The organism is Pseudomonas fortuita (genome assembly GCF_026898135.2).
GTDB classification, from domain to species: domain Bacteria; phylum Pseudomonadota; class Gammaproteobacteria; order Pseudomonadales; family Pseudomonadaceae; genus Aquipseudomonas; species Aquipseudomonas fortuita.
Genome location: NZ_CP114035.2, coordinates 5792668 through 5815270, shown reverse-complemented (window position 1 = coordinate 5815270; position 22603 = coordinate 5792668). Strand labels below are relative to the sequence as shown.

21 protein-coding genes and 1 riboswitch are annotated in these 22603 nt (G+C 62.5%); of the genes, 8 read left to right on the top strand and 13 right to left on the bottom strand.

All coding sequences use genetic code 11. The features are described from left to right. The first annotated feature begins 63 nt into the window (after nucleotides 1-63). A complete protein-coding gene (gene trhA / locus OZ911_RS26580) occupies nucleotides 64-681 on the top strand; it encodes a PAQR family membrane homeostasis protein TrhA (protein WP_070086476.1) in 618 nt (205 codons plus the stop codon). On the opposite strand, the gene OZ911_RS26575 is transcribed toward trhA, so the two are convergent. From OZ911_RS26575 to OZ911_RS26565, 3 genes are all read right to left on the bottom strand, one after another. Then, complete coding sequence (locus tag OZ911_RS26575) at nucleotides 682-1401, bottom strand: 16S rRNA (uracil(1498)-N(3))-methyltransferase (RefSeq protein WP_023048334.1); 720 nt, start codon at nucleotides 1399-1401, stop codon at nucleotides 682-684. It abuts the gene before it with no gap. 147 nt (nucleotides 1402-1548) lie between these two features. Next, entirely contained in the window at nucleotides 1549-2955 is a 1407-nt protein-coding gene (locus OZ911_RS26570) for an adenosylmethionine--8-amino-7-oxononanoate transaminase (RefSeq protein WP_016489534.1), read from the bottom strand. A gap of 79 nt (nucleotides 2956-3034) precedes the next feature. After that, nucleotides 3035-3526, bottom strand: a complete 492-nt coding sequence (locus OZ911_RS26565; RefSeq protein ID WP_016489533.1) for a hypothetical protein — start codon at nucleotides 3524-3526, stop codon at nucleotides 3035-3037. A gap of 211 nt (nucleotides 3527-3737) precedes the next feature. On the opposite strand from OZ911_RS26565, the gene OZ911_RS26560 reads away from it, so the two are divergent. The 3 genes from OZ911_RS26560 (at nucleotide 3738) to OZ911_RS26550 (ending at nucleotide 7086) form a co-directional block, all read left to right on the top strand. Continuing rightward, a complete protein-coding gene (locus OZ911_RS26560; protein WP_070086477.1) occupies nucleotides 3738-5603 on the top strand; it encodes a flavin monoamine oxidase family protein in 1866 nt (621 codons plus the stop codon). Between the two features lie 318 nt (nucleotides 5604-5921). Beyond that, complete coding sequence (locus OZ911_RS26555; RefSeq protein ID WP_023046973.1) at nucleotides 5922-6473, top strand: cytochrome b; 552 nt, start codon at nucleotides 5922-5924, stop codon at nucleotides 6471-6473. A gap of 34 nt (nucleotides 6474-6507) precedes the next feature. Continuing rightward, complete coding sequence (locus OZ911_RS26550) at nucleotides 6508-7086, top strand: YceI family protein (RefSeq protein ID WP_016489530.1); 579 nt, start codon at nucleotides 6508-6510, stop codon at nucleotides 7084-7086. 93 nt (nucleotides 7087-7179) lie between these two features. Here OZ911_RS26550 and rhlE2 read toward each other — a convergent pair whose 3' ends face one another. The 5 genes from rhlE2 to ahcY all read right to left on the bottom strand — a co-directional run bounded on the left by rhlE2 (nucleotide 7180) and on the right by ahcY (nucleotide 13643). Beyond that, entirely contained in the window at nucleotides 7180-9057 is a 1878-nt protein-coding gene (gene rhlE2, locus OZ911_RS26545; protein ID WP_016489529.1) for an RNA helicase RhlE2, read from the bottom strand. A 217-nt stretch (nucleotides 9058-9274) separates the two neighbouring features. Next, nucleotides 9275-10063 (bottom strand): substrate-binding periplasmic protein, encoded by a 789-nt coding sequence (locus tag OZ911_RS26540; protein WP_016489528.1) that lies wholly within the window; start codon nucleotides 10061-10063, stop codon nucleotides 9275-9277. Nucleotides 10064-10110: 47 nt separating this feature from the next. Further along, nucleotides 10111-11187, bottom strand: a complete 1077-nt coding sequence (locus OZ911_RS26535) for a hypothetical protein (RefSeq protein WP_023046974.1) — start codon at nucleotides 11185-11187, stop codon at nucleotides 10111-10113. Nucleotides 11188-11279: 92 nt separating this feature from the next. After that, the gene (gene metF, locus OZ911_RS26530) at nucleotides 11280-12125 is read right to left on the bottom strand and encodes a methylenetetrahydrofolate reductase [NAD(P)H] (protein WP_023046975.1); all 846 of its coding nucleotides are present in this window, start codon (nucleotides 12123-12125) and stop codon (nucleotides 11280-11282) included. Nucleotides 12126-12233: 108 nt separating this feature from the next. After that, nucleotides 12234-13643: an adenosylhomocysteinase gene (ahcY, locus tag OZ911_RS26525; protein WP_016489525.1), complete on the bottom strand. Its 1410-nt coding sequence runs from the start codon at nucleotides 13641-13643 to the stop codon at nucleotides 12234-12236. A gap of 20 nt (nucleotides 13644-13663) precedes the next feature. Next, a riboswitch (S-adenosyl-L-homocysteine riboswitch) is annotated at nucleotides 13664-13760 on the bottom strand. 178 nt (nucleotides 13761-13938) lie between these two features. On the opposite strand from ahcY, the gene OZ911_RS26520 reads away from it, so the two are divergent. Beyond that, on the top strand, nucleotides 13939-14340 hold the full coding sequence (locus OZ911_RS26520; RefSeq protein WP_016489524.1) for an acyl-CoA thioesterase: 402 nt from the start codon (nucleotides 13939-13941) through the stop codon (nucleotides 14338-14340). Nucleotides 14341-14456: 116 nt separating this feature from the next. Here OZ911_RS26520 and OZ911_RS26515 read toward each other — a convergent pair whose 3' ends face one another. Then, entirely contained in the window at nucleotides 14457-15692 is a 1236-nt protein-coding gene (locus OZ911_RS26515) for a cation:proton antiporter (protein WP_023046976.1), read from the bottom strand. Between the two features lie 193 nt (nucleotides 15693-15885). On the opposite strand from OZ911_RS26515, the gene OZ911_RS26510 reads away from it, so the two are divergent. Continuing rightward, nucleotides 15886-16719 (top strand): DMT family transporter, encoded by an 834-nt coding sequence (locus tag OZ911_RS26510; RefSeq protein WP_016489522.1) that lies wholly within the window; start codon nucleotides 15886-15888, stop codon nucleotides 16717-16719. A 27-nt stretch (nucleotides 16720-16746) separates the two neighbouring features. Continuing rightward, the gene (locus OZ911_RS26505; RefSeq protein WP_016489521.1) at nucleotides 16747-17133 is read left to right on the top strand and encodes an MAPEG family protein; all 387 of its coding nucleotides are present in this window, start codon (nucleotides 16747-16749) and stop codon (nucleotides 17131-17133) included. A 49-nt stretch (nucleotides 17134-17182) separates the two neighbouring features. On the opposite strand, the gene mltA is transcribed toward OZ911_RS26505, so the two are convergent. Next, complete coding sequence (mltA, locus tag OZ911_RS26500) at nucleotides 17183-18334, bottom strand: murein transglycosylase A (RefSeq protein ID WP_023046977.1); 1152 nt, start codon at nucleotides 18332-18334, stop codon at nucleotides 17183-17185. 119 nt (nucleotides 18335-18453) lie between these two features. On the opposite strand from mltA, the gene OZ911_RS26495 reads away from it, so the two are divergent. Then, entirely contained in the window at nucleotides 18454-18900 is a 447-nt protein-coding gene (locus tag OZ911_RS26495) for a c-type cytochrome (protein WP_016489519.1), read from the top strand. Between the two features lie 128 nt (nucleotides 18901-19028). Here the strand turns inward: OZ911_RS26495 and OZ911_RS26490 are convergent, their stop codons facing one another. The 3 genes from OZ911_RS26490 to metK all read right to left on the bottom strand — a co-directional run bounded on the left by OZ911_RS26490 (nucleotide 19029) and on the right by metK (nucleotide 22589). Next, nucleotides 19029-19421 (bottom strand): DUF1090 domain-containing protein, encoded by a 393-nt coding sequence (locus OZ911_RS26490; protein ID WP_023046978.1) that lies wholly within the window; start codon nucleotides 19419-19421, stop codon nucleotides 19029-19031. 132 nt (nucleotides 19422-19553) lie between these two features. Continuing rightward, nucleotides 19554-21254, bottom strand: coding sequence for an NAD-dependent DNA ligase LigB (gene ligB / locus OZ911_RS26485; RefSeq protein ID WP_031311600.1), 1701 nt, complete (start codon nucleotides 21252-21254; stop codon nucleotides 19554-19556). Nucleotides 21255-21398: 144 nt separating this feature from the next. Next, nucleotides 21399-22589: a methionine adenosyltransferase gene (metK, locus tag OZ911_RS26480; RefSeq protein WP_016489516.1), complete on the bottom strand. Its 1191-nt coding sequence runs from the start codon at nucleotides 22587-22589 to the stop codon at nucleotides 21399-21401. Between the last annotated feature and the right edge of the window lie 14 nt (nucleotides 22590-22603).

Genomic DNA, 22603 nt, shown 5'->3' with positions numbered 1-22603 from the left:
CCCGCGAAGAGGCCATCAGCATCACATCAGGAACCCAGCCCACCTGAAGAGGTCTGTGTTTGCATGTATTACGGTGAACGCTTCAATGCCTGGACCCACCTGGTCGGTGCTGTCCTGGCCTGTATCGGTGCCATCTGGCTGATCGTGGTCGCGGGCCTGCAAGGGGACCCGTGGAAGATCGTCAGTTTCTCCATCTACGGCAGCACCCTGCTGTTGCTGTACAGCATTTCCACCCTGTACCACAGCACCCGCGGGCGGGCCAAGGTAATCATGCGCAAGCTCGATCACCTTTCTATCTACCTGCTGATCGCTGGCAGTTACACGCCATTCTGCCTGGTCAGCCTGCGCGGCCCCTGGGGCTGGAGCCTGTTCGGCGTGGTCTGGGGGCTGGCGGTGATCGGTATGCTGCAAGAGATCAAGCCGCGTTCCGAGGCGCGGATCCTGTCGATCATCATTTATGCCGTGATGGGCTGGATCGTGCTGGTGGCAGTGAAACCGTTGCTGCAATCGCTGGGCAGCGCCGGCTTTGCCTGGTTGGCCGCCGGCGGGGTGTTCTACACCGTGGGCATCATCTTCTTCGCGCTCGACAGCCGCTTGCGCCACGCTCACGGCATCTGGCACCTGTTCGTGATTACCGGCAGCCTGCTGCATTTCGTGGCGGTGTCGTTCTACGTGCTCTAGTCAAAAGTCGCCCCACAGTTGCTGTGCCACCGACAGCGCCACAACGGGCGCAGTTTCAGTGCGCAGCACGCGCGGGCCGAGGCGGGCGGCGTGGAAGCCGGACGCTTTGGCCTGCTCGACTTCGGCCTCGCTCAGGCCGCCTTCGGGGCCGATCAGAAACGCCAGGGTCGCAGGTTTTTCGTGGCTGGTAAGCGGCTCGGCCACCGGGTGCAGGACCAGTTTCAGGTCCGCCTTGGTGCTGCCCAGCCATTCGGCCAGGGTCACGGGTGGGTGGATGACCGGCAAGGTAGAACGACCGCATTGTTCACAGGCGCTGATTGCCACTTGCCGCCAATGGGCCAGGCGCTTGTCGGCGCGCTCGTCTTTCAGGCGCACTTCGCAGCGCTCGCTGACGATCGGGGTGATTGCATTGGCGCCCAGCTCGGTGGCCTTCTGGATCGCCCAATCCATACGCTCGCCGCGGGACAGGCCTTGGCCGAGGTGCACGTGCAGCGGTGAATCGGCCTGGCCGGCAATGGCCCGGTCAAGGTTGACGCGTACGGTTTTCTTGCCCACTTCAAGCAGCTGACCGAGGTATTCCTGGCCGCTGCCGTCGAATAGCTGCACGGCGTCGCCGGGGGCCATGCGCAGTACGCGGCCGATGTAGTGGGCCTGGGCTTCAGGCAGGTCGTGCTCGCCAAGGCTCAGGGGGGCGTCGATGAAGAAGCGGGACAATCTCATGGGTTTGCTCGGTAAATAGAGAGACACAGATCCCCTGTGGGAGCGGGCGTGCCCGCGAATCAGGCGCTGCGGTGCCTGGCAAGGGCTTCGCCCTTGTTCGCGAGCACGCTCGCACCCACAGGAAAAGTGGTGTGGCGAATTGCCGGGCTAGCCCGGGTCGCGGAAATCGGGGTGGAAGTTGGCCGGCACGGCAACACTGACGCTGTCGCGGGTGGCGATGTCGATGCCTTCGCTGGCGACCTCGGCAAGGAAATCGATCTGCTCAGGGGTGATCACGTACGGTGGCAGGAAGTACACCACGCTGCCCAGCGGCCGCAGCAAGGCGCCGCGGGTCAGGGCATGCTCGAACACCTTCAGGCCGCGACGCTCCTGCCAGGGGTAGGCCACCTTGCCAGCCTTGTCCTGAACCATTTCGATAGCCAGGGCCATGCCGGTCTGGCGGATTTCGGCAACGTGAGCATGCTCGGCCAGGTGCGCAGTGGCGGTGGCCATGCGCGTGGCCAGGGCCTTGTTGGCTTCGATCACGTTGTCCTGCTCGAAGATATCCAGAGTCGCCAGCGCCGCAGCACAAGCCAGCGGGTTGCCGGTGTAGCTGTGCGAGTGCAGGAACGCGCGCAGGGTCGGGTAGTCGTCATAGAACGCCTGGTAGACCTTGTCGGTGGTCAGGCAGGCGGCCAGCGGCAGGTAGCCACCGGTCAGGGCCTTGGACAGGCACAGGAAGTCCGGGCGGATACCGGCCTGTTCGCAGGCGAACATCGTGCCGGTGCGGCCAAAGCCCACGGCGATTTCGTCGTGGATCAGGTGCACGTCATAGCGGTCGCAGGCCTCGCGCAGCAGCTTGAGGTACACCGGGTGGTACATGCGCATGCCGCCGGCACCCTGGATCAGCGGCTCGACGATCACGGCGCTGATCGAGGCGTGGTGTTCGGCCAGGATCTGCTCCATGGCGGCGAACATGTTGCGCGAATGCTCCTCCCAGCTCATGCCTTCGGGGCGCAGGTAGCAGTCGGGGCTAGGCACCTTGATCGTGTCCAGCAGCAACGCCTTGTAGGTTTCGGTGAACAGCGGCACATCACCTACCGACATGGCGGCGATGGTTTCGCCGTGGTAGCTGTTGGTCAGAGTGACGAAGCGCTTCTTGCCCGGCTTGCCGACGTTCTGCCAGTAGTGGAAGCTCATCTTCAGCGCCACTTCGATACACGACGAGCCGTTGTCGGCGTAGAACACCCGGTCAAGGCCGGCCGGGGTCATGGCCACCAGGCGCTCGGACAGCTCGATTACCGGCTGATGGCTGAAACCGGCCAGGATCACGTGCTCCAGTTGGTCGACCTGGTCCTTGATGCGCTGGTTGATGCGCGGGTTGGCGTGGCCGAACACATTGACCCACCAGCTGCTCACCGCGTCCAGGTAGCGCTTGCCTTCGAAGTCCTCAAGCCACACGCCTTCGCCGCGCTTGATCGGGATCAGCGGCAGCTGCTCGTGGTCTTTCATCTGGGTACAGGGGTGCCACAGGACCTTGAGGTCACGTTGCATCCACTGATCGTTGAGGCCCATGGGCACTTCTCCTGGCTTTGCGGCGTGGTTCGACCGCGTAAGCCTAAGCAATGCCGCAGGGCAGGACAACCGCTGCCTTTCAATGACGTTGGGTGCCGGTCCATTCCAGCCTGCGGATGTGCACGGTTCCGGCCTGCGAAGTGGAGATGGTCAGGCGGCGGAAGGGGCCGTCGATCACCTGGTGGTAGGGGTACGTGGCAATGGGGCCGGGGCGCAGGTCGCTAAACCCGCTGCCTTCCACTGTGAGCCAGTAAAAGGTGCGCGGGACCGGGGCGACCAGGTCGTAATCAACCCTTTCAGCATCGAACAGCATGTGCAGGTCGTCGCAGAGAAAGTCGCTGACTACGTAGTATTCCAGGCGCAGGCACTCGACTTCCTGGGCGAAGACGATCTCTACGTCGCTGTGTTCACCGATGACCAGTTCGGTACCGTCTTCACCCTTGAACGCTTCATGAAAGCCGGTCCAAGAGGTGCTGTTGGAGCGGATACTTAGGCCGGAGGCTGTATGAAGCGTTTTTTTGTGCCATAGAAACTGCCGTTCGACGTGTTGGAAGTGCTCCTCGAAGATCATGCGCATGCCCTCCTGGCGGGGCTTCTGGCCAGTTTCGCCAGCTTCGCCTGCCGCCGTGTGACATGGCTACTGGCAAAAATGTCAGTTGCCAAAAGGACTTGATGTCACTGCGCTGGCAGGGCCGGCGGAGCTGACGTATTCTTAACGCATCTCTCTCGGGGCATTCCTGCCTCTCCCTGTTTCTGTAACCTCTGACTCGGAGTTCGCCGACATGGCTGCTGCTTGGGTGCGCCTGTGCGCGTTGGTATTGATTGGTGTCACCAGCGGCGCCGCGCTGGCAAAGGACAAGACGCCCACGGCGATTGTCGTGGGTGGCGGCCTGGCTGGCCTGACGGCAGCCTATGAGCTGCAGGACAAAGGCTGGCAGGTGACCCTGCTGGAGGCCAAATCGGGCATGGGTGGGCGTTCGGGCCTGGCCACCAGCGAGTGGATCGGCAATGCCAAGGCGCAGCCGGTGCTCAACCATTACCTGGACCGTTTCAAGCTTGAAACACTGGCGGCACCGGAGTTCGTGCGTACCCCTGGTTACCTCATCGACGGTGAGTACTTCAGCGCCACCGACCTGGCCACCAAGCAACCGGCTACCGCCGAAGCGCTCAAGCGCTACGAGAAAACCCTCGATGACTTGGCCCGTTCGATCGATGACCCGCTGAACCCGCAGGCAACCAGCACGCTGTTCGCACTCGACCAGATCAACGTCTCCACCTGGCTGGACAAACTGCAACTGCCGGCCACTGCCCGTCAGCTGATCAACCAGCAGATCCGTACCCGTTACGATGAGCCGTCGCGTCTGTCGCTGCTGTATTTCGCCCAGCAGAACCGAGTGTACCGTGGTGTCAGCGACCGCGACCTGCGTGCCGCGCGCCTGCCCGGTGGCAGCCCGGTGCTGGCCCAGGCCTTCGTCAAGCAGCTGAAGACCATCAAGACCAGCTCACCTGTCACTGCCATCGTCCAGGACAAGGATGGTGTAACGGTCAAAGTTGGCAGTGTCGGCTACCAGGCGGATTACCTGGTCATGGCCGTACCACTGCGCGCCCTGGCCAAGATCCAGATGACTCCGGGCCTGGACAACCAGCACCTGGCGGCGCTCAAAGGCACCAATTATGGCTGGCGCGACCAGCTGATGCTCAAGTTCAAGAAGCCCGTGTGGGAAAGCCGCGCGCGCATGTCGGGCGAAATCTTCAGTAATACCGGCCTCGGCATGCTGTGGATCGAGCCGGCGCTCAAGGGCGGCGCCAACGTGGTGATCAACCTTTCCGGCGACAATGCCCGCCTGCTGCAGGCGTTTGGCGACAAGCAGATGGTCGACCAGGTGCTGATCCGCCTGCATGCGTTCTACCCGCAAGCCCGCGGTGCCTTTACCGGTTACGAGGTGAAGCGCTACAGCACCGATGCTGGTACTGGCGGCGCGTACCTGGCCTATGGCCCAGGGCAGATCAGCAAGTACTGGCGCCTGTGGGAGCGCCCAGTGCAGCGCATCACCTTTGCCGGTGAGCACACCGACGCCCTGTACCCAGGCACCCTGGAAGGCGCCCTGCGCAGTGGCCAGCGTGCGGCCAGCCAGGCGCAGGACCTGCTGGCCGGCAAGTCGTTCGACCCCGCCAAGGCGGTGCCGGTTGCGGCGGCAGCGGCAGCCGGTGCAGCGGCCACCAAGGACAGCAAGGGCGGGTTCTTCTCCAATATGTTTGGTGGTTCGTCCGATAAGGGCGACAAGGCTGACAAGGCGCCGGTCAAAGCTGAGCCTAAGCAGCCCGAAGAGGCCAAGCAGGACAAGCCAGGCTTCTTCAAACGCCTGTTCGGTGGGGCGCAAGCGCCAGAGGTGAAGGCTGAGCCAATCGCCAAAGCTGAGGAAGTGGCGCCGGCACCTGCGCCTGCTCCACAGGCCGCGCCGGCCCCGGCAGCGCCTGCGCCTGTAGCCAAGGAACCGGCTGCCAAGCCTGCGGCAACCAAGGCCGCCCCGTCCAAGCATGCCCCGGCGCACAAGCCAGCTCCCAAGCCTGCCGAAACCAAGAAGGCGACAGCCAAATCCGAGCCGACCAAGAAACCTGTGGTCAATAACCAGGCCAAGGCTGGCTGATTGATCGAAGGTGCTGGCTGCTCCCTCAGAGTCACGCTAACTCCCTGAGTTAGCGGGGACTCTGTGGGAGCGGGCTTGCCCCGCGAACACCGGCAAAGCCGGTGCCAGACACCGCGTGCCCTCCTTCGCGGAACAAGCCCGCTTCCACAGCAGCTTGCTTGTTGCCGATGTTCTCCCCGACTATCGTTAATGTTTCCTTAATGGGAAGCTTACACAATACATATCGGATTTATCGATAATCCGAAGCAATTTTTTCCGCTTTTATTCGATACGTTACGCGTTAGTCTGTGCACAGCTTCCACGGAGAAACACGCCAACATGCAACTGCGCAATTCACCTTCTCGCTACGGCGTGGTCAGCATCATCCTGCACTGGGGCGTGGCGCTGGCAGTTTTCGGCCTGTTCGGCCTCGGCCTGTGGATGGTCGGCCTCGACTACTACAGCCCTTGGCGCAAGGCCGGCCCGGACCTGCACAAGAGCATCGGCCTGGTGCTGCTGGCGGTGATGCTGTTGCGGGTAGTCTGGCGTTTCATCAGCCCGCCACCACCGGCACCTGCCAACCACGGCGCGGCCACACGGCTAGCGGCCAAGCTGGGCCATCTGGCGCTGTACCTTGGCCTGTTTGCGGTGATGGCTGCCGGTTACCTGATTTCTACCGCTGACGGCGTCGGCATTCCGGTGTTTGGCCTGTTCGAAGTACCGGCACTGGTCAGCGACCTGCCTGATCAGGCAGATGTGGCTGGCGTGATTCATCTGTGGCTTGCCTGGGGCCTGGTGATTTTTGCCGTGCTGCATGGCCTGGCAGCGCTCAAGCACCATTTCATCGACCGTGACGCGACCCTGACCCGCATGTTGGGCCGCAAAGCTTGACTCTCAACCTCAATTGCATAGGAAGGAAATAAGGATGTTGAAAAAGACTTTTGCCGCTCTGGCGCTCGGTACCGCTCTGCTTTCCGCCGGCCAGGTCATGGCTGCCGAGTACAAGATCGACAAGGAAGGCCAGCACGCGTTTGTCGACTGGAAGATCAGCCACCTGGGTTACAGCTTTATTCACGGTACCTTCAAGGATTTCGACGGCAACTTCACCTGGGATAGCGCCAAGCCTGAAGCCAGCAAGATCAGCGTCGACCTGAAAACCGCCAGCCTGTGGTCGAACCATGCCGAGCGTGACAAGCACATCGCCAGCGCCGACTTCCTCGACGTGAAGAAGTATCCTGAAGCCAAGTTCGTCTCCACCGCCGTCAAGTCGACTGGCGACAAGACTGCTGACGTGACCGGCGACCTGACCCTGCACGGCGTGACCAAGCCGGTCACCTTCAAGGCTACCTTCAACGGTGAAGGCAAGGACCCATGGGGTGGTGAGCGTGCTGGTTTCAACGCCACCACCACCCTTAACCTGAACGACTTCGGTATCAAAGGCCCAGGCCCGACTTCGCAGACCCTCGACCTGGATATCAGTGTTGAAGGTGTGAAGCAGAAGTAAGCATTGCCTTGGCAATAGAAAACGCCGCCCATAGGGCGGCGTTTTCTTTTCCCGTTCAGGGCCCTGACAGGGCCGCTACAGGCTGCCTCTGGCTTAACCTTTTCGGGTCAACAGGGCGGGACGCTCACCGCGCGGGCGGCTCGGCAGATCATCCAGTTGCTCAGGCGTCGGGAAACGGTCGAGCTTGGACTCCTTGCGGATGATCACCGGCTGTTTTTCCGGCTGGCGCGTGTTGCGCACGGCCGGCTCTTGCCGGGCAGCATCGTCACGGGCCGGGCGGCCACGGCCACCGCCATCACGGCGAGCACCACCACCGTTGTTATTGCGCGGCGGGCGCTTCTCACCGTTTGCAGTGCGTGGCTGGCCGCCGTTGCGAGCCTGACCACCGCCACCGTTGCTACGCGGGGCAGCACCTCCTTGGCTCTGGCCTGCACCAGTACCACCGCCAGGACGACGGTTACGTCCCTGGTTCTTGCCTTGGTACGGGCTGACGTAATCGGCGCGGTTACCGAAGTTGTCGACTTCGTCATCCAGGAACTCATCCGGGGCACGGTCGGCTGGCGGCTTGGGCACGCTGTTCTGGCTGGCCTGCTGCTGGCGCGGCTTGTTGTCACGCGGCTTGCGCTGCTGCGGCTTGTCGCCGGACTTTTCCTTGTCTGCAGGCTTGCCGGCCGCTGGCTGCTTGGCCTTGCCTTTATCCTTGCCTTTGTCCTTGCGGCCACCGTTGGCGTCTTTGCCACCTTCGCCGCGTGGCTGGTTGCGACCGCCACGGCCGTTGTTCTGCGGGCGTTCGCGTACTTCCGGTTTTTCGGCTTCTACCTGGCTGGCGTCGAAGCCCATCAGGTCGCCGTCCGCGATCTTCTGCCGGGTGACCCGCTCGATGCTCTTGAGCAACTTCTCTTCATCTGGCGCGACCAGCGAAATGGCCTCGCCCGAGCGACCGGCGCGGCCAGTACGGCCGATGCGGTGCACGTAATCTTCCTCAACATTCGGCAGCTCAAAGTTGACCACGTGGGGCAACTGGTCGATGTCCAGGCCGCGGGCAGCGATGTCGGTGGCGACCAGTACGCGGACGCTGTTGGCCTTGAAGTCGGCCAGGGCCTTGGTGCGGGCGTTCTGGCTCTTGTTACCGTGAATCGCGGCAGCGGTCAGGCCTTGCTTTTCCAGGTACTCGGCCAGACGGTTGGCGCCGTGCTTGGTACGGGTAAACACCAGTACCTGTTCCCAGGCACCCAGGGTGATCAGGTGTGCCAGCAGCGCACGCTTGTGGCTGGCAGGCAGGCGATAGACACGCTGCTCGATACGTTCGACAGTGGTGTTCGGCGGCGTGACCTCGATACGCTCCGGGTTATGCAGGAGCTTGTCGGCGAGGTCGGTGATGTCCTTGGAGAAGGTGGCCGAAAACAGCAGGTTCTGGCGCTTGGATGGCAGGCGCGCCAGTACCTTCTTGACGTCGTGGATGAAGCCCATGTCGAGCATGCGGTCGGCTTCGTCGAGCACCAGGATTTCGACATGGGCCAGGTCGACCTTGCCTTGGCCGGCCAGGTCGAGCAGGCGGCCCGGGCAGGCAACCAGCACGTCAACGCCCTTGGCAATCGCCTGGACTTGCGGGTTCATGCCAACGCCGCCGAAGACGCAGGCGCTGACCAGTGGCAGGTCACGGGCATAGACCTTGAAGCTGTCGTGCACCTGGGCTGCCAGCTCCCGGGTTGGGGTCAGGACCAGCACGCGAGGCTGGCGAGGGCCGTGGCGCTGCGACTTGTCGGGGTGACCGGCGGGGAACAGGCGCTCGAGAATCGGCAGGGCGAAGCCGCCGGTTTTACCAGTACCTGTCTGAGCGGCAACCATCAGGTCGCGGCCTTGCAACACGGCGGGAATCGCCCGCTGTTGCACGGGGGTCGGCTGGGTATAGCCCGCAGCCTCGATAGCGCGGACAAGAGCCTCGGAGAGACCGAGGGAAGCAAAGGACATGGGCGATCCTGTTCTCGTGTGGGCTGGGCCCGTTGGGATGTTCTGCCTGGCGCGACGGGCATCGGTGGGATGCGATCGCGTCCGGTCCAGCTGGGCTTTCACTGCACATCCGGGAAACGGAGGGTGACGCGAAGGTGCGTCGGTGCCGATCGGGATGCCTGTTACGAGGCCGAGCGTCCGGGCGTGAGCCGGGCGGGAAGGCCCGAGTATAGCAGAGCTATCGCGCTGTGCTGCTTTCCTGCTGCTCAACGGCGTTGAGAATGTTTCCGATGTCGCCTGTGTAACGGTGGCTGATGGCGGCAAAGGCCGGTTCGTGCTTGAACCGCTGCAGTTCTTCGGCAAAGGCCAGGGCCAGTGTTTCGCGCCCTGGCTTGCGCACCAACCCCAGGTACTGGGCTTGGCGGCTGATTGCCAGCGGGAGTTCCTCGACTTGTTGTTCAAGGCCCAGACGGCGAATCAGGTAATGCCCGACCACGCGGTCGGTGATTGCCAGGTCGATACGGCCCAGCAGCAGTTTGCCGAAGTTGGCTTCCTGCGTTGGCGCGGCTTCACGCCGAAAATGGGTCGCCTGGTTGAACGCGTCGCCATAGGCGTAGCCGGGCGAGGTGCCGACGGTGAGGCCCGCCAGGTCCTTGAACCCGGCCACGGCATGGCGGCGTGCGCGGGCCTGAAACAGCACGAACTCGACCTCCGACATGGGCTCGGGGGCGTACACCAGATAGGGCCGCCGCGTCTCGCTCTGGAAGATGTCCAGAATACCGTCGGCCAAGCCTTTCTCGATCATTGCCAGGCAGCGCTTCCATGGCAGGAACTGCCATTCCACCTCAACCCCAAGGCGTTTGAATACCTCGGTGGTGACTTCGTAGTCGATACCGAGGGGCTGGCCCTCGTGCTGATAAATGTAGGGCGCCCAGTCATCGGATACCAGGCGCAGGCGCTCGCCCAGAGCCAACGGGCTCAGGCAGGCGAGCAGCAGGATCCAGAACAGGCGGGCGACGAGTGGCATGGCCGCAGATTACGCGCTCGGCCGATTCAAGGCCAGCACAGGGCTGCTCAAGCCTGGGAAGACCTCAGCAAATATGCCTCGACATCTTTGCGCCGTTCGCCCAGCGACAACCGCAGCCCCGGGTGACGCAGGCATTGACGTAGCCGCTCGGGTGCCATACGGCCATGGCGTGCATGGAGGTTTTCCAGGGCTTTGTCCCACCAGGCCGGCGCGCAGGCGCGGTCGAATTCATTGGGATAGGGGTAGCAGCCATAGAGCAATTCGCGCGCAAACTGGCGCTCGTGGCTGGGCAGGGTCAGGCTCAGTGCCTTGTAACCCAAGCGGTGCAGGGTAGGGGGGCGCGGCAGTTGGTCGTTGACCAACGCAACGTCAGCCAGCGCTTCGCCGCCCAATGGGTCGTGGCCGTGCTTGCGCAGCCAGGCTTGGATCTTGGCACGGAACTGGGCTTTGCGGCTCCAGTAGTGGTGGATGACGTCGGTACACTCGGCCACCTCCAGTTTGCGGTATGCCGCCACTGCCAGGCAGAACTCCTCAAGGGTATAGGCCTCGCGAGCCAAGGGGTAGAACTCGTCCATCATGTCGATGGAGCGGTCCAGGGTGCCGGCGTCCTCGGCTGTGAGGCCAATTACCCCAGAGTTGACCAGTGGCATCTGGCAGTCGGCCAGGCCCCGGGTTTGCAGGATGGACAGCAGGTTCCGGTACAGCAGGCACTTCTGGTTTGCGCCATAGCGCGGGCCGATGGCATTGCACAGCAGCTTGCCTGGGGCCACTCGGGCGAACAGGTGCAGCGGCGATGTGCGGAAGAAGGTATCGGTGTCGATCAGCACTGCCAGCGGGTGTTGTTGTAGCACCTGGCGAAGCAGCACATGCTTGCTGCGAAAATGATAACCGTGAGGAGCGTTCCATGCCTGGCGCGTGGCTTCGTCCAGCAAGTGGACAGTGACGGGCAGCTTGGCGTAGGGCTGTGGGTTGTCGGTGTACACCTGGATGCCAATGGCATCGGCTGCTGTCGTCCCCAAGTGGGCGAGGGCGCTGACAATGCTGAAGCAGGCTTCCTGATGATAGGTTGCCGGGCCAAAAGCCAGGTAGACAAGCTGTGGGCGCGATGGCTGGGGATGCTGCATGGCTGGCAAGACCTGTATACCCGAAAATGATTAAGGCTTTAGTCTATGACCAAAGCCTTAATCATTTCTTAAGCAGACTTTGCCAAAAAGTTTCAGCGCGGCAGCTTCAGGTTGTTCCAGATCGCCAGGCTTGGGTCGGCCTGGTTCAACGTGTAGAAGTGCAGGCCCGGTGCGCCGCCTTGCAGCAGCTGTTCGCACATGCGGGTAATCACTTCTTCGCCGAATGCCTGGATGCTGGCGGTGTCGTCGGCATAGGCTTCCAGCTGCTTGCGGATCCAGCGCGGGATTTCGGCGCCACAGGCGTCGGAGAAGCGCGCCAGCTTGCTGTAGTTGGTGATCGGCATGATGCCGGGTACCACCGGGATGTCCACGCCCAGCTTCTGTGCGCGCTCGACGAAGTAGAAGTAGCTGTCGGCGTTGAAGAAGTACTGGGTGATGGCGCTGTCGGCGCCCGCCTTGACCTTGTGCACGAAGTTGGCCAGGTCGGTTTCAAAATTACGAGCCTGCGGGTGCATTTCGGGGTAGGCGGCCACTTCCAGGTGAAAGTGGTCAGCGGTTTCCTGGCGAATGAACTCGACCAGGTCGCTGGCGTAGCGCAGTTCACCACTGGCCATGCCCATGCCGGAGGGCAGGTCGCCACGCAGGGCGACGATGCGCTTGATGCCGGCAGCCTTGTATTCCGCCAGCAAGGCGCGCAGGTCGTCCTTGGAGTCGCCCACGCACGACAGGTGCGGTGCGGCCGGTACCTTCACTTCGCTCTCCAGCTGCAGCACGGTGTTCAGCGTGCGGTCGCGGGTCGAGCCACCGGCACCGTAGGTGCAGGAGAAGAAGTCCGGGTTGTAGGTGGCCAGCTGGCGAGCGACGCCCATCAGCTTTTCGTGACCGGCGTCGGTCTTGGTCGGGAAGAACTCGAAACTGTAGCGGCGTTCTTGTGACATCACTCGTTCCTCAAGCAGCCTGCTTCAAGCGGCAGGTTGCAAGTAAAAGCCAGGGCGGTGTGGGCCGGCCTGGCTTGGGCATCGTTGCGAAGCGTTGCCTGCGACTACTTAGTAGCGGTAGGCGTGCGGCTTGAACGGGCCTTCGACGGTCACGCCGATGTAGTCGGCTTGCTGCTTGGTCAGCTTGGTGACCACGCCGCCGAAGCCGCGGACCATTTCCAGGGCCACTTCTTCGTCGAGTTTCTTCGGCAGTACTTCAACGGTCAGGCGCTCGGCTTTCTGCTCGGCCGACAGGTCGGCGTACTTCTGCTCGAACAGGAAGATTTGTGCCAGCACCTGGTTGGCGAACGAACCGTCCATGATGCGGCTTGGGTGGCCAGTGGCGTTACCCAGGTTGACCAAGCGGCCTTCTGCCAGCAGGATCAGGTAGTCGTCGTTCTGCGGGTCGAAGCTGCCAGCGCCGGTGCGGTGGATCTTGTGCACCTGCGGCTTGACCTCTTCCCAGGCCCAGTTCTTGCGCATGAAGGCGGTATCGATCTCATTGTCGAAGTGGCCGATGTTGCAGACCACGGCACGCTTCTTCAGGGCCTTGAGCATGTTGGCATCGCAGACGTTGACGTTACCGGTGGTGGTGACGATCAGGTCGATCTTGCCCAGCAGGGCCTTGTCGATGCTGGCTTCGGTGCCGTCGTTGATACCGTCGATGAACGGCGAGACCAGCTCGAAGCCGTCCATGCAGGCCTGCATGGCGCAGATCGGGTCAACTTCGGTGACCTTGACGATCATGCCTTCCTGACGCAGGGACTGGGCCGAGCCCTTGCCCACGTCACCGTAGCCGATCACCAGCGCTTGCTTGCCCGACAGCAGGTGGTCGGTACCACGCTTGATGGCGTCGTTCAGGCTGTGACGGCAGCCATACTTGTTGTCGTTCTTGCTCTTGGTGACCGAGTCGTTGACGTTGATCGCCGGGACTTTCAGCTCGCCCTTGGCCAGCATGTCCAGCAGGCGATGCACGCCAGTGGTGGTCTCTTCGGTTACACCGTGCACGCGGTCCAGCACTTGCGGGTATTTCTTGTGCAGCAGCTCGGTCAGGTCACCACCGTCGTCGAGGATCATGTTGGCGTCCCATGGCTGGCCATCCTTGAGGATGGTCTGCTCCAGGCACCACTCGTACTCTTCTTCGGTTTCACCTTTCCAGGCGAATACCGGGATACCGGCGGCGGCGATCGAAGCGGCGGCCTGGTCTTGAGTAGAGAAGATGTTGCAGGACGACCAGCGCACTTCGGCACCCAGGGCAACCAGGGTTTCGATCAGCACGGCAGTCTGGATGGTCATGTGGATGCAGCCCAGGATCTTCGCACCCTTGAGCGGTTGCTCGGCCAGGTACTTGCGACGCAGGCCCATCAGCGCAGGCATTTCCGATTCGGCAATGATGGTTTCGCGACGGCCCCAGGCGGCCAGGGAGATGTCAGCGACTTTGTAATCGGTAAAACCAGCAGGCATGTTTGCAGCGCTCATGAGAGCCTCCATTCGTAGTGTGCGAATGGGCGCCGTTGTGCGTTAAGCGCCCGCGAGAGCGAGCAACGCCCCATCCGAGCCTGACAGGCCTAGCCTGCTGCAGCGCCCCTCGGACAGGTGGCGGGCATGGCACCGCTGTGGGCAACCATGTGAAGCGGCGCAGATTATAGCCGCCCCCGGCAGCTTGCCCAAGGTTTTCCGTCGATTAATCGCGACGATAGTCGATGTTCAATGGAGCGAAGGCAGCCGCTCTGCCATCATTGCTACACGTTAGCCAAGCAGGTCAGGAGCAAAGATGAACTTTCACACCCGCAAGTGGGTTAAACCCGAAGACCTCAACCCTAATGGCACCCTGTTCGGTGGCAGCCTGTTGCGCTGGATCGACGAAGAGGCGGCCATCTACGCCATCGTCCAGCTGGGCAACCAGCGTGTAGTGACCAAGTACATTTCCGAAATCAACTTCGTCAGTGCTTCGCGTCAGGGTGACATCATCGAACTGGGCATTACTGCCACCGAATTCGGCCGCACGTCGATCACCCTCAAGTGCGAAGTGCGCAACAAGATCACCCGCAAGAGCATTCTTACCGTCGACAAGATGGTGTTCGTCAACCTCGGTGACGACGGCTTGCCGGCAGCGCACGGGCGCACCGAGATCAAGTATGTCCAGGACCAGTTCCCGGATTCGGCAGTCGAGTGATTTTCTGGGGCTGCTCCGCAGCCCATCGCGACACAAGGCCGCGCCCACAGGAAGTCGCATTCTCGCTGTGGGAGCGGCCTTGTGCCGTGAGTGGCCGCAAAGCGGCCCCGGCAATCTCAAGGCTGGGCGCTGACCTTGCGCACCACTCGCCCGATGCTCAAGCCCTGCACCAGGATCGACGACAACACCACGATGTAGGTGATCGACAGCAGCAGGTCACGCTCCTCGCCCAGTGGCAGCGACAGCGCCAGGGCCACCGACACCCCGCCACGCAGGCCACCCCAGGTCAGCACCCGCACCGTGCCTTTGGGCACCGGGCGCCAGCGGCGCAGCAGGACGATGGCCGGGGCCACGGTCAGTAGCCTCGACAGCAGCACCGCCAGCGCCAGCACGCTGCCGGCCGCCAGGTGCATCCAGTTGAACGGCAGCAGCAACAGCTCCAGGCCGATCAGTGCGAACAGCAGGGCATTGAGCATGTCATCGATCAGCTCCCAGAAACCGTCCATGTAGCGACGGGTCATGTCGTTCATCGCCAGGTTGCGTCCCAGGTTGCCGATGATCAGGCCGGCCACCACCATGGCGATCGGCGCCGAAACGTGTAGCTCGTAGCACATGGCCGAGCCACCGATGACCAGCGCCAGGGTCAGCATGACTTCCACCTGGTACTGCTCGATGCTCTTGATCATGCGGTAGGTGGCGTAGCCGATCAGGCCACCAAACACCACGCCACCGATGGCCTCGCGGGCGAACAGGATCGCCGTGTCGGTCATGCTCGGCGTTTCACCCAGCTGGATGATGCCCAGCAACACGGTGAACACCACTACCGCAGTGCCGTCGTTGAACAGCGACTCGCCGACGATGGTGGTTTTGAGCGGTTTGGAGGCGTTGGCGGTACGCAGCGCGCCCAGCACGGCAATCGGGTCGGTGGGCGAGATGAGCGCACCGAACAGCAGGCAGTAGATCAGCGGCACTTGCCAGCCAAACATCGCGAATACCCAGTGCGACAGGTAGCCGATGACCACGGTGGCGATCAGCACCCCAATCGTTGCGAGCAACCCGATCGGCCAGCGGTAACTGCGCAAATCGCTGAGGTTCACGTGCAAGGCGCCGGCAAACAGCAGGAACGCCAGCATCCAGTGCATCAACAGGTCGTTGAAATCGATCTGGTTCATCAGCCCTTCGACGCGCTCTTCCAGGCCAGGGAAGCCGATCAGGCTAAGGCCCTGCAGTATCAGGGAGAACAGCAGTGCCGTGACCATCACACCGATGGCGGGCGGCAGGCCGATGAAACGGTAATTTACATAGGTGAGGAGGGTGGTGAGGCAGATAAACGCGGCAACTAATTCAAGCATCCCGAATCCTGTGACAGTGGCTTCCAAGTCGTTACCCGAATGGCTCGGGCAGTTCTTTGATGACCTGGCACGGGGTTCGGGACACAAGCTTTGACCGGATTCGTTCCAATCGTTCCCATGTAAGGGGGCCGCACAGCGGCCCCTGAACGCTATATATTCACAGCAATAAAAAAGCCATTAAGGATAAGAAGGCGTGTTGGCAACATCCCTGGTGCTGGTCGCCGCCCTGCTGCATGCGACCTGGAATACCCTGATCAAATTCAGCGGCGAGCGCTTGCTGGTGATCGCCAGCATGGACACGGTGGCCCTGGTGTTCGCGGTGCTGGCGGTCGCCTTCGTCGATGTGCCGCCGGCGGAAATATGGCCCTGGTTGGTTGCCTCGGCGCTGGCCGAGCAGCTGTACCGCTATCTGCTGATCAAGGCCTACCGCGTGGGCGACCTGGGGCTGGTCTATCCTCTGATGCGCGGGCTGTCACCGTTAGTGGTGCTGGGCTTGACCTTGGCCTTTGCCGGGGAGTCGCTTAGCCAGCAGCAGATCATCGGCATCTTGCTGATCCCTTGTGGCATGGCTTGCCTGTTATGGCAGGGCGGTGGCGGTGACCGGCTGCCCTGGTCGATGCTGCCGGTGGTCGCCCTGATCGGTCTGTGCATCGGCTGTTACACCTGGTTTGACGGCCAGGCGGTGCGCTTATGGGGCAAACCGTGGGATTACCTGGTGTGGCTGACTCTGCTCAGTGCCTGGCAATTCCCGCTGCTGGCCGGGGTGGCGCGGCGGGCTCCGTTCGCCCTGTTCTGGCGAACGCAATGGCGCCTGGGCCTGGCGGTAGGGCTCTGCGTGTTGTTCAGTTATGCGCTGGTGTTGTGGGCCATGCACCTGGGGTCGGTGGCCGAGGCGGCTGCGTTGCGGGAGTTGAGCGTGATCCTGGTGGTGTTGCTGGGTATGCGTTACCTCAAAGAACCTTTTGGCGGGCCAAGACTCCTAGCTTGCGGGCTGGTCCTTGCAGGCATGCTGGTGATGAAGCTCTAACCTATTTTCGAACAAGGAGTCCTGAGCATGACCGTTGCCCTGTGGTGCATCCTGATCGCGCTGATGCTGAACCCGCTGTGTGCCTTGATCGCCAAAGTGGCCAGCGGCCGGTTTGGCCTCAAGGACAATCACGACCCGCGCGCTTTCCTTGATACCTTGTCGGGCTTGCCGCGGCGGGCCCATGCGGCGCAGCAGAATGGCTACGAGGCGTTCCCGGCGTTTGCTGCTGCGGTACTGGTGGCGGATATTGTCGGCAATGCCGAGCAGGTGACGCAGGATGTGCTGGGGGTGATGTACATCACCAGCCGCTTGCTTTACATCATCTGCTACCTGGCCGATTGGGCGGCCTTGCGCTCGCTGGTGTGGTTTGCCGGGTTGGCAATTATCGTGTCGTTCTTCGTGGTTTCCATCTGAAACCGCGTTGCCTGCTTCGCGGGCGAGCCCGCGAAGAATTCACCGCCGATCAAAGGACCTTAGGTACCTCAGGTAGTGGCTGGCCTTTAGGCCAGAGCATCCAGATCTGCCCCTGCTGCTTCATGTTCCCCGCCAGCTCGCCGGCTTCCGGCCCGGTGCCCCAGAACAGGTCGGCGCGCACTTCACCCGCAATCGCCCCTCCCGTGTCCTGCGCACCCACCGGGCGCACCACTGGCGAGCCGTCCGGGCGCGTGGTGGAAAGCCACAACAGGCTGCCCAGCGGAATCACCTTGCGGTCGATGGCCACGCTGTAGCCCGCTGTCAGCGGTACGTTCAACGAACCGCGCGGGCCTTCGTTACTGTCCGGGCGGGTGCTGAAGAACACATAGCTGGGGTTGCTGGCCAGCAGTTCCGGTACTCGCTGCGGATTGGCCTGGGCCCAGGCATGAATGGCACCCATGCTCACGTCTTCTTTTTTCAACTGACCCTGCTCCACCAGCCAGCGGCCGATCGGCCGGTAGGGGTGGCCGTTCTGATCGGCGTAGCCCAGGCGCAGCTGACGGCCGTCTTCCAGTTGTACCCGCCCAGAACCCTGGATCTGCAGGAATTGCAGGTCCATCGGGTCGGTCAGCCAGGCCAGCACCGGTGCCTTGACGCCGTTACGGTTGATCACTTCGGCAGTGTCGTATGGCTTGAGCACCCGGCCATCAAGCCGGCCGCGCAGGCGTTTACCCTTGAGTTCGGGGTACACGCTGGCAAGGTCGACCACGATCATGTCATCAGGAATGCCGTAGACCGCCACATGGTTGGTCGCTGACTGGCTCAGGCTGCCGGGGTAGACCGGCTCGTAGTAGCCGGTAATCAGGCCGTTGGCCTTGTTCTCGGCGGAGCGCAGGCCGTATACCTGCAGGTTCTGTTCAAGGAATGTACGTACCTGGGCGGCGCTCGCCGTGGCGTTGCCGGCCGCTTCGCAGGTGGCGGCCCACACTGGGTCGCGCTTGAGTTTCTCACAGCCGTTGCGCCAGGCGTAGAAACCGGCCAGCAGGTCTTCGTCGCTGACTGCGGGCAGGTCTTTGAATGTGGCCGGAGCATAAGTGGCGATGGCGTGGGGCTCGGGCTTGGCGGTCTCGCCGCCGTTGCAGCCGGCCAGCAACGCCAGCACCGGAAGTGTCCAGGCCAGGTGGCGCAAGGCAGATGTCATGTGTGCATTCCTGTCATGGGCGAACATGAAGATTCGCCCCTGTTTTTTATGTGGCTATTGGTGTTTGGCCCTTGGACGGCGATACTGGCCGCCCATTTGCGTAGGCCGAAGTGAGCGTGATGTTGAAGCGATTGACCGTTGTTCTGCTGGCAGCCCTGGCCCTGAGCGGTTGCGACCGGGTTGACCCGAACTCGCCGCTGGGCAAGCGCAAGGTAATCTTCAAGGACATGCTCAAGACCAGCGAAGACTTGGGCGGTATGCTGCGTGGCCGGCTGCCGTTCGACGGGCTGAAGTTTGCCGATGGCGCGCTGAAGCTGGACAGCCTTTCGCACCAGCCCTGGCAGCACTTCCCCGAGGTACGCGATGGCGGTGATAGCGCCGCGCGCGCAGCGGTATGGGAGCGCCAGGCGCGCTTTCATGAACTGGCCCGGCAGCTGGAAAGCGTTACGGGCGAGCTGGTCGATGTCAGCCGCAGCCAGCCGCTGGACGCTGCACAGCTGAAAGCGCCGATGGACAAGGTCGAAGCGGCGTGCAAGGCGTGCCATACCGAGTTTCGTAATCATTGATGACCTGCTGTGGCCTCATCGCCGGCAAGCCAGCCCCCACAGGTACTGCGCAGTAATTGAGGGCAGTGTGATACCTGTGGGAGCTGGCTTGCCGGCGATGAGGCCAGTAAGGGCAACGCAAATCGCTGTCAGTGATCCAGATCGTCTACCGCTTTCTGCAATTCTTTACGCGATTCGGCAAGCTTGTCCTTGCGCTTGTTGATCTTCTCCGCGTCGCCTTTTTTCTCGGCTTTCTTCAGGTCTTTTTCCCGCTGCACCACTTCGTGACGTGCATCCAGCACCTTCTGCTCACGCTCTTTGCGCAGGCTCGCGTCGGTGCAGTTGTCCACGCCACGCAGTGCTTCCTCCAGCCCTGCGACCTGGTCGCTGTTGCCGTGGTCGCGGGCGATTTTCAACTGGTTCTCGATGGCGCTGCGCTTGGCGGCGCAACCGGTCAGGCCTGGGTCCGGCTGGGCCGCTTGTACAGCTCCCGCAGCCAAACCCAGTGATGCGAGCAGGAAAAGAGTCGAAATGCGTTTCATGAAAAGCCTCCTGAACGGGGCGGGGCAGCAAAAGTTGGTGGAAATCCTGCCTTGGTTTTGCCCATTTAGGAACCCTTGGTGAGGTTTTCGGCTTGAATCTCGGGTTTTTCCTACGAGCTAAATGGTAAAAAATCATTGCTCAATGCGCTGGGGGCTAGCGGGGAACCCCTCTATGCCGGTTTTCGCCAACCGTGCAGCAATGGCCTGCACCTCAGGGGCCGCGAAGAAATCCACAAGTTGGCGCGAGCGTTTTGCGCCAATGCCGGGCACGGTTTGCCATTGCCCGGCACTGCGTGAAGCCAGCTCTGCCCAGTCGCCCGTCAGTTGCAGATGCTTGCTGACGGGCGCGCCAATGCCGCGCAGCCACAGATCGAATGGCCGTGAGCGTGCTTGGTCGAAACTGCCCAGCAGCTGTGCGGCCGTCAGGCTACTTATGCCGGGTACCTGCTGCAGGCGCTCGGCATCAAGATGCAGCCAATCGGTCATTGATGTTACCAAGCCCGCTTCGACCAGCCGGCGCCACGTGCCGGGCCCGGTACGCGGCAAGGCCAGGCCTTGTTTTCCGCCAAGCCAGGTAAGCCGGGCAATGAATTGCTCTTCACAGCCTTCGCTGGCCTGCCAGCAGCTGTGGGCATGATGCTGGTCGGGTGCAGGCGCGGCCAGTGGCTGGCGCTCGACAGCGCTGTGCACGACGTGGTCCAGGCGTGGAATGGTCAGCCCGGCAAGACTGATGGCCACCTGGTCGCCGGGGCGGATGTCCAAGGCTTGCCAGCGCGCCAGCGAGCCAAGGCTTACCTGGGAAATGCGCCGGTCATCGAGGGTTACCGACTGTACCTGCACAATGGGCGTGACCCTGCCGGTGCGGCCAACCCGAAAGCGCACGTCGCGCACTTCGGCCAAGGCTTGTACATAGGGGTATTTCCAGGCCGCGATCCAGTACGGTGCCTTGGCCTGCCAGCGCTTGGCGGGCGGCCGGCGGCCCTGGCGCAGGATCACGCCGTCGGTGGCGAAGGGCAGGGGGGAGTTGTACCAGTGCCCACGCCAGTGCGTTGCATCTTCCAACGTGTCGATGGCGATGCTGTAACGCTGGCTATCCGGGAAACCCAGGTGAGCGAGCTGTGCGAGGCGTTCGGCCTGCTGGTCGGGGCCCTGCGGCCAGCCCCATACGAACAGGCCGATAGTGTCCCCTTGCTCGGCGGTCAGTTGCTTGCGTGCGAGCAGCCCGGCCACAGTGCCGCGGGCGTTGGTGCTACCTGCCTTGGCTTGTATATGTTCGTTCAGGCGCAGATACAGCTCACCTTGCAAGTGCAGGTCAATCGGCATGGGCAACTGTCGGGTGACTGCGCCCAGTTGTGGAATGTGTCGGCTCCAGTCATGGCCATGTACACCGTCACCCCGGCTGGTGAGCTGCACCAATCGACCCTGCTGGTAAGTGAGGGAAACTGCAACACCGTCGACCTTGGGCTGTACCCACACGCCGGTCTTGCCGGCCATCCATCGCGCTACGGCCTGGCGGTCTGCCAGCTTGTCGACGCCGGTATGCGGCACGGGGTGGGTTACCGGGCCACGAGCGCTGGCCAAAGGGGAGGGGCTGCTGCCAACCGCGAAGCACTGCTGCAGGTGATTCAGGCGCTCGCGGCTTTGGTCGTACAGTTCATCGGCGACCAGGGCAACACCCTGGCGATGGTAGTTTTCGTCCCATCGGGTGAGCGTGGCGCGCAGCTGCGCAACTTCGGCCTCGGCCTGTTGCGGGTTCCAGTCAGGGCATGAGGTAGCCCTGGCCAATGGGGCGTTCAGCGTAAATAGCAGGGTGAACAACAGCAGATACGGCATGGCCAGCATCCTTGCATGGCGGGTGGGCCCTCCAGCCTAGGCAGGTTCGCGGGCGCTTGCCGCCGCGCGATTGTCAGCCGATATGTCACAAAAAAGCCCCTGCCGATTGCTCGGCAGGGGCTTTCGCCTGGTGCTGTAGGAAGCTTACAGGCCGGCAGCGTCACGCAACGACTGGGCGCGGTCGGTGCGCTCCCAGGTGAAGGTGGTGAAGGTGTCGTCGCCGACAGTCTTCTGCTGCGGCTCGCGGCCGAAGTGGCCGTAGGCAGCGGTTTCCTGGTACATCGGGTGCAGCAGGTCGAGCATGGTGGTGATGGCGTACGGACGCAGGTCGAAGCACTCGCGCACCAGCTGGATGATCTTGTCGTCGGAGACCTTGCCGGTACCGAAGGTGTTGATCGAGATGGAGGTCGGCTGGGCCACGCCAATGGCGTACGACACCTGGATCTCGCAACGCTCGGCCAGGCCGGCGGCAACGATGTTCTTGGCTACGTAGCGGCCGGCATAGGCGGCGGAACGGTCGACCTTGGACGGGTCCTTGCCGGAGAACGCACCACCACCATGGCGGGCCATGCCGCCGTAGGAGTCGACGATGATCTTGCGGCCGGTCAGGCCACAGTCACCCACCGGGCCACCGATGATGAAGTTGCCGGTCGGGTTGATGTGGTACTGGGTGCCCTTGTGCAGCAGCTCGGCAGGCAGGGTGTGCTTGACGATCAGTTCCATCACGGCTTCTTGCAGGTCTTTCTGCGAGACTTCAGGGTTGTGCTGGGTCGACAGCACCACGGCGTCGATACCGACCACCTTGCCGTTTTCGTAGCGGCAGGTGACCTGCGACTTCGCATCCGGGCGCAGCCACGGCAGCAGGCCGGACTTGCGCGCTTCGGCCTGGCGCTCAACCAGACGGTGCGAGAAGCAGATCGGTGCCGGCATCAGTACTTCGGTTTCGTTGCTGGCATAACCGAACATCAGGCCCTGGTCACCGGCGCCCTGGTCTTCAGGTTTGGAGCGGTCCACGCCCTGGGCGATGTCCACAGACTGCTTGCCGATGATGTTCATCACGGCGCAGGTGGCGCCGTCGAAGCCGACGTCGGAGCTGTTGTAGCCGATGTCGATGATGACCTTGCGCACCAGGTCTTCCAGGTCGACCCAGGCCGAGGTGGTGACTTCGCCGGCAATGATGGCGACACCGGTCTTGACCAGGGTTTCGCACGCTACGCGGGCATATTTGTCCTGGGCGATGATGGCATCAAGGACGGCGTCCGAAATCTGGTCGGCGATCTTGTCCGGATGCCCTTCGGACACGGACTCGGAGGTGAAAAGGGAGTATTCGCTCATCTCGAAGGTTCCTG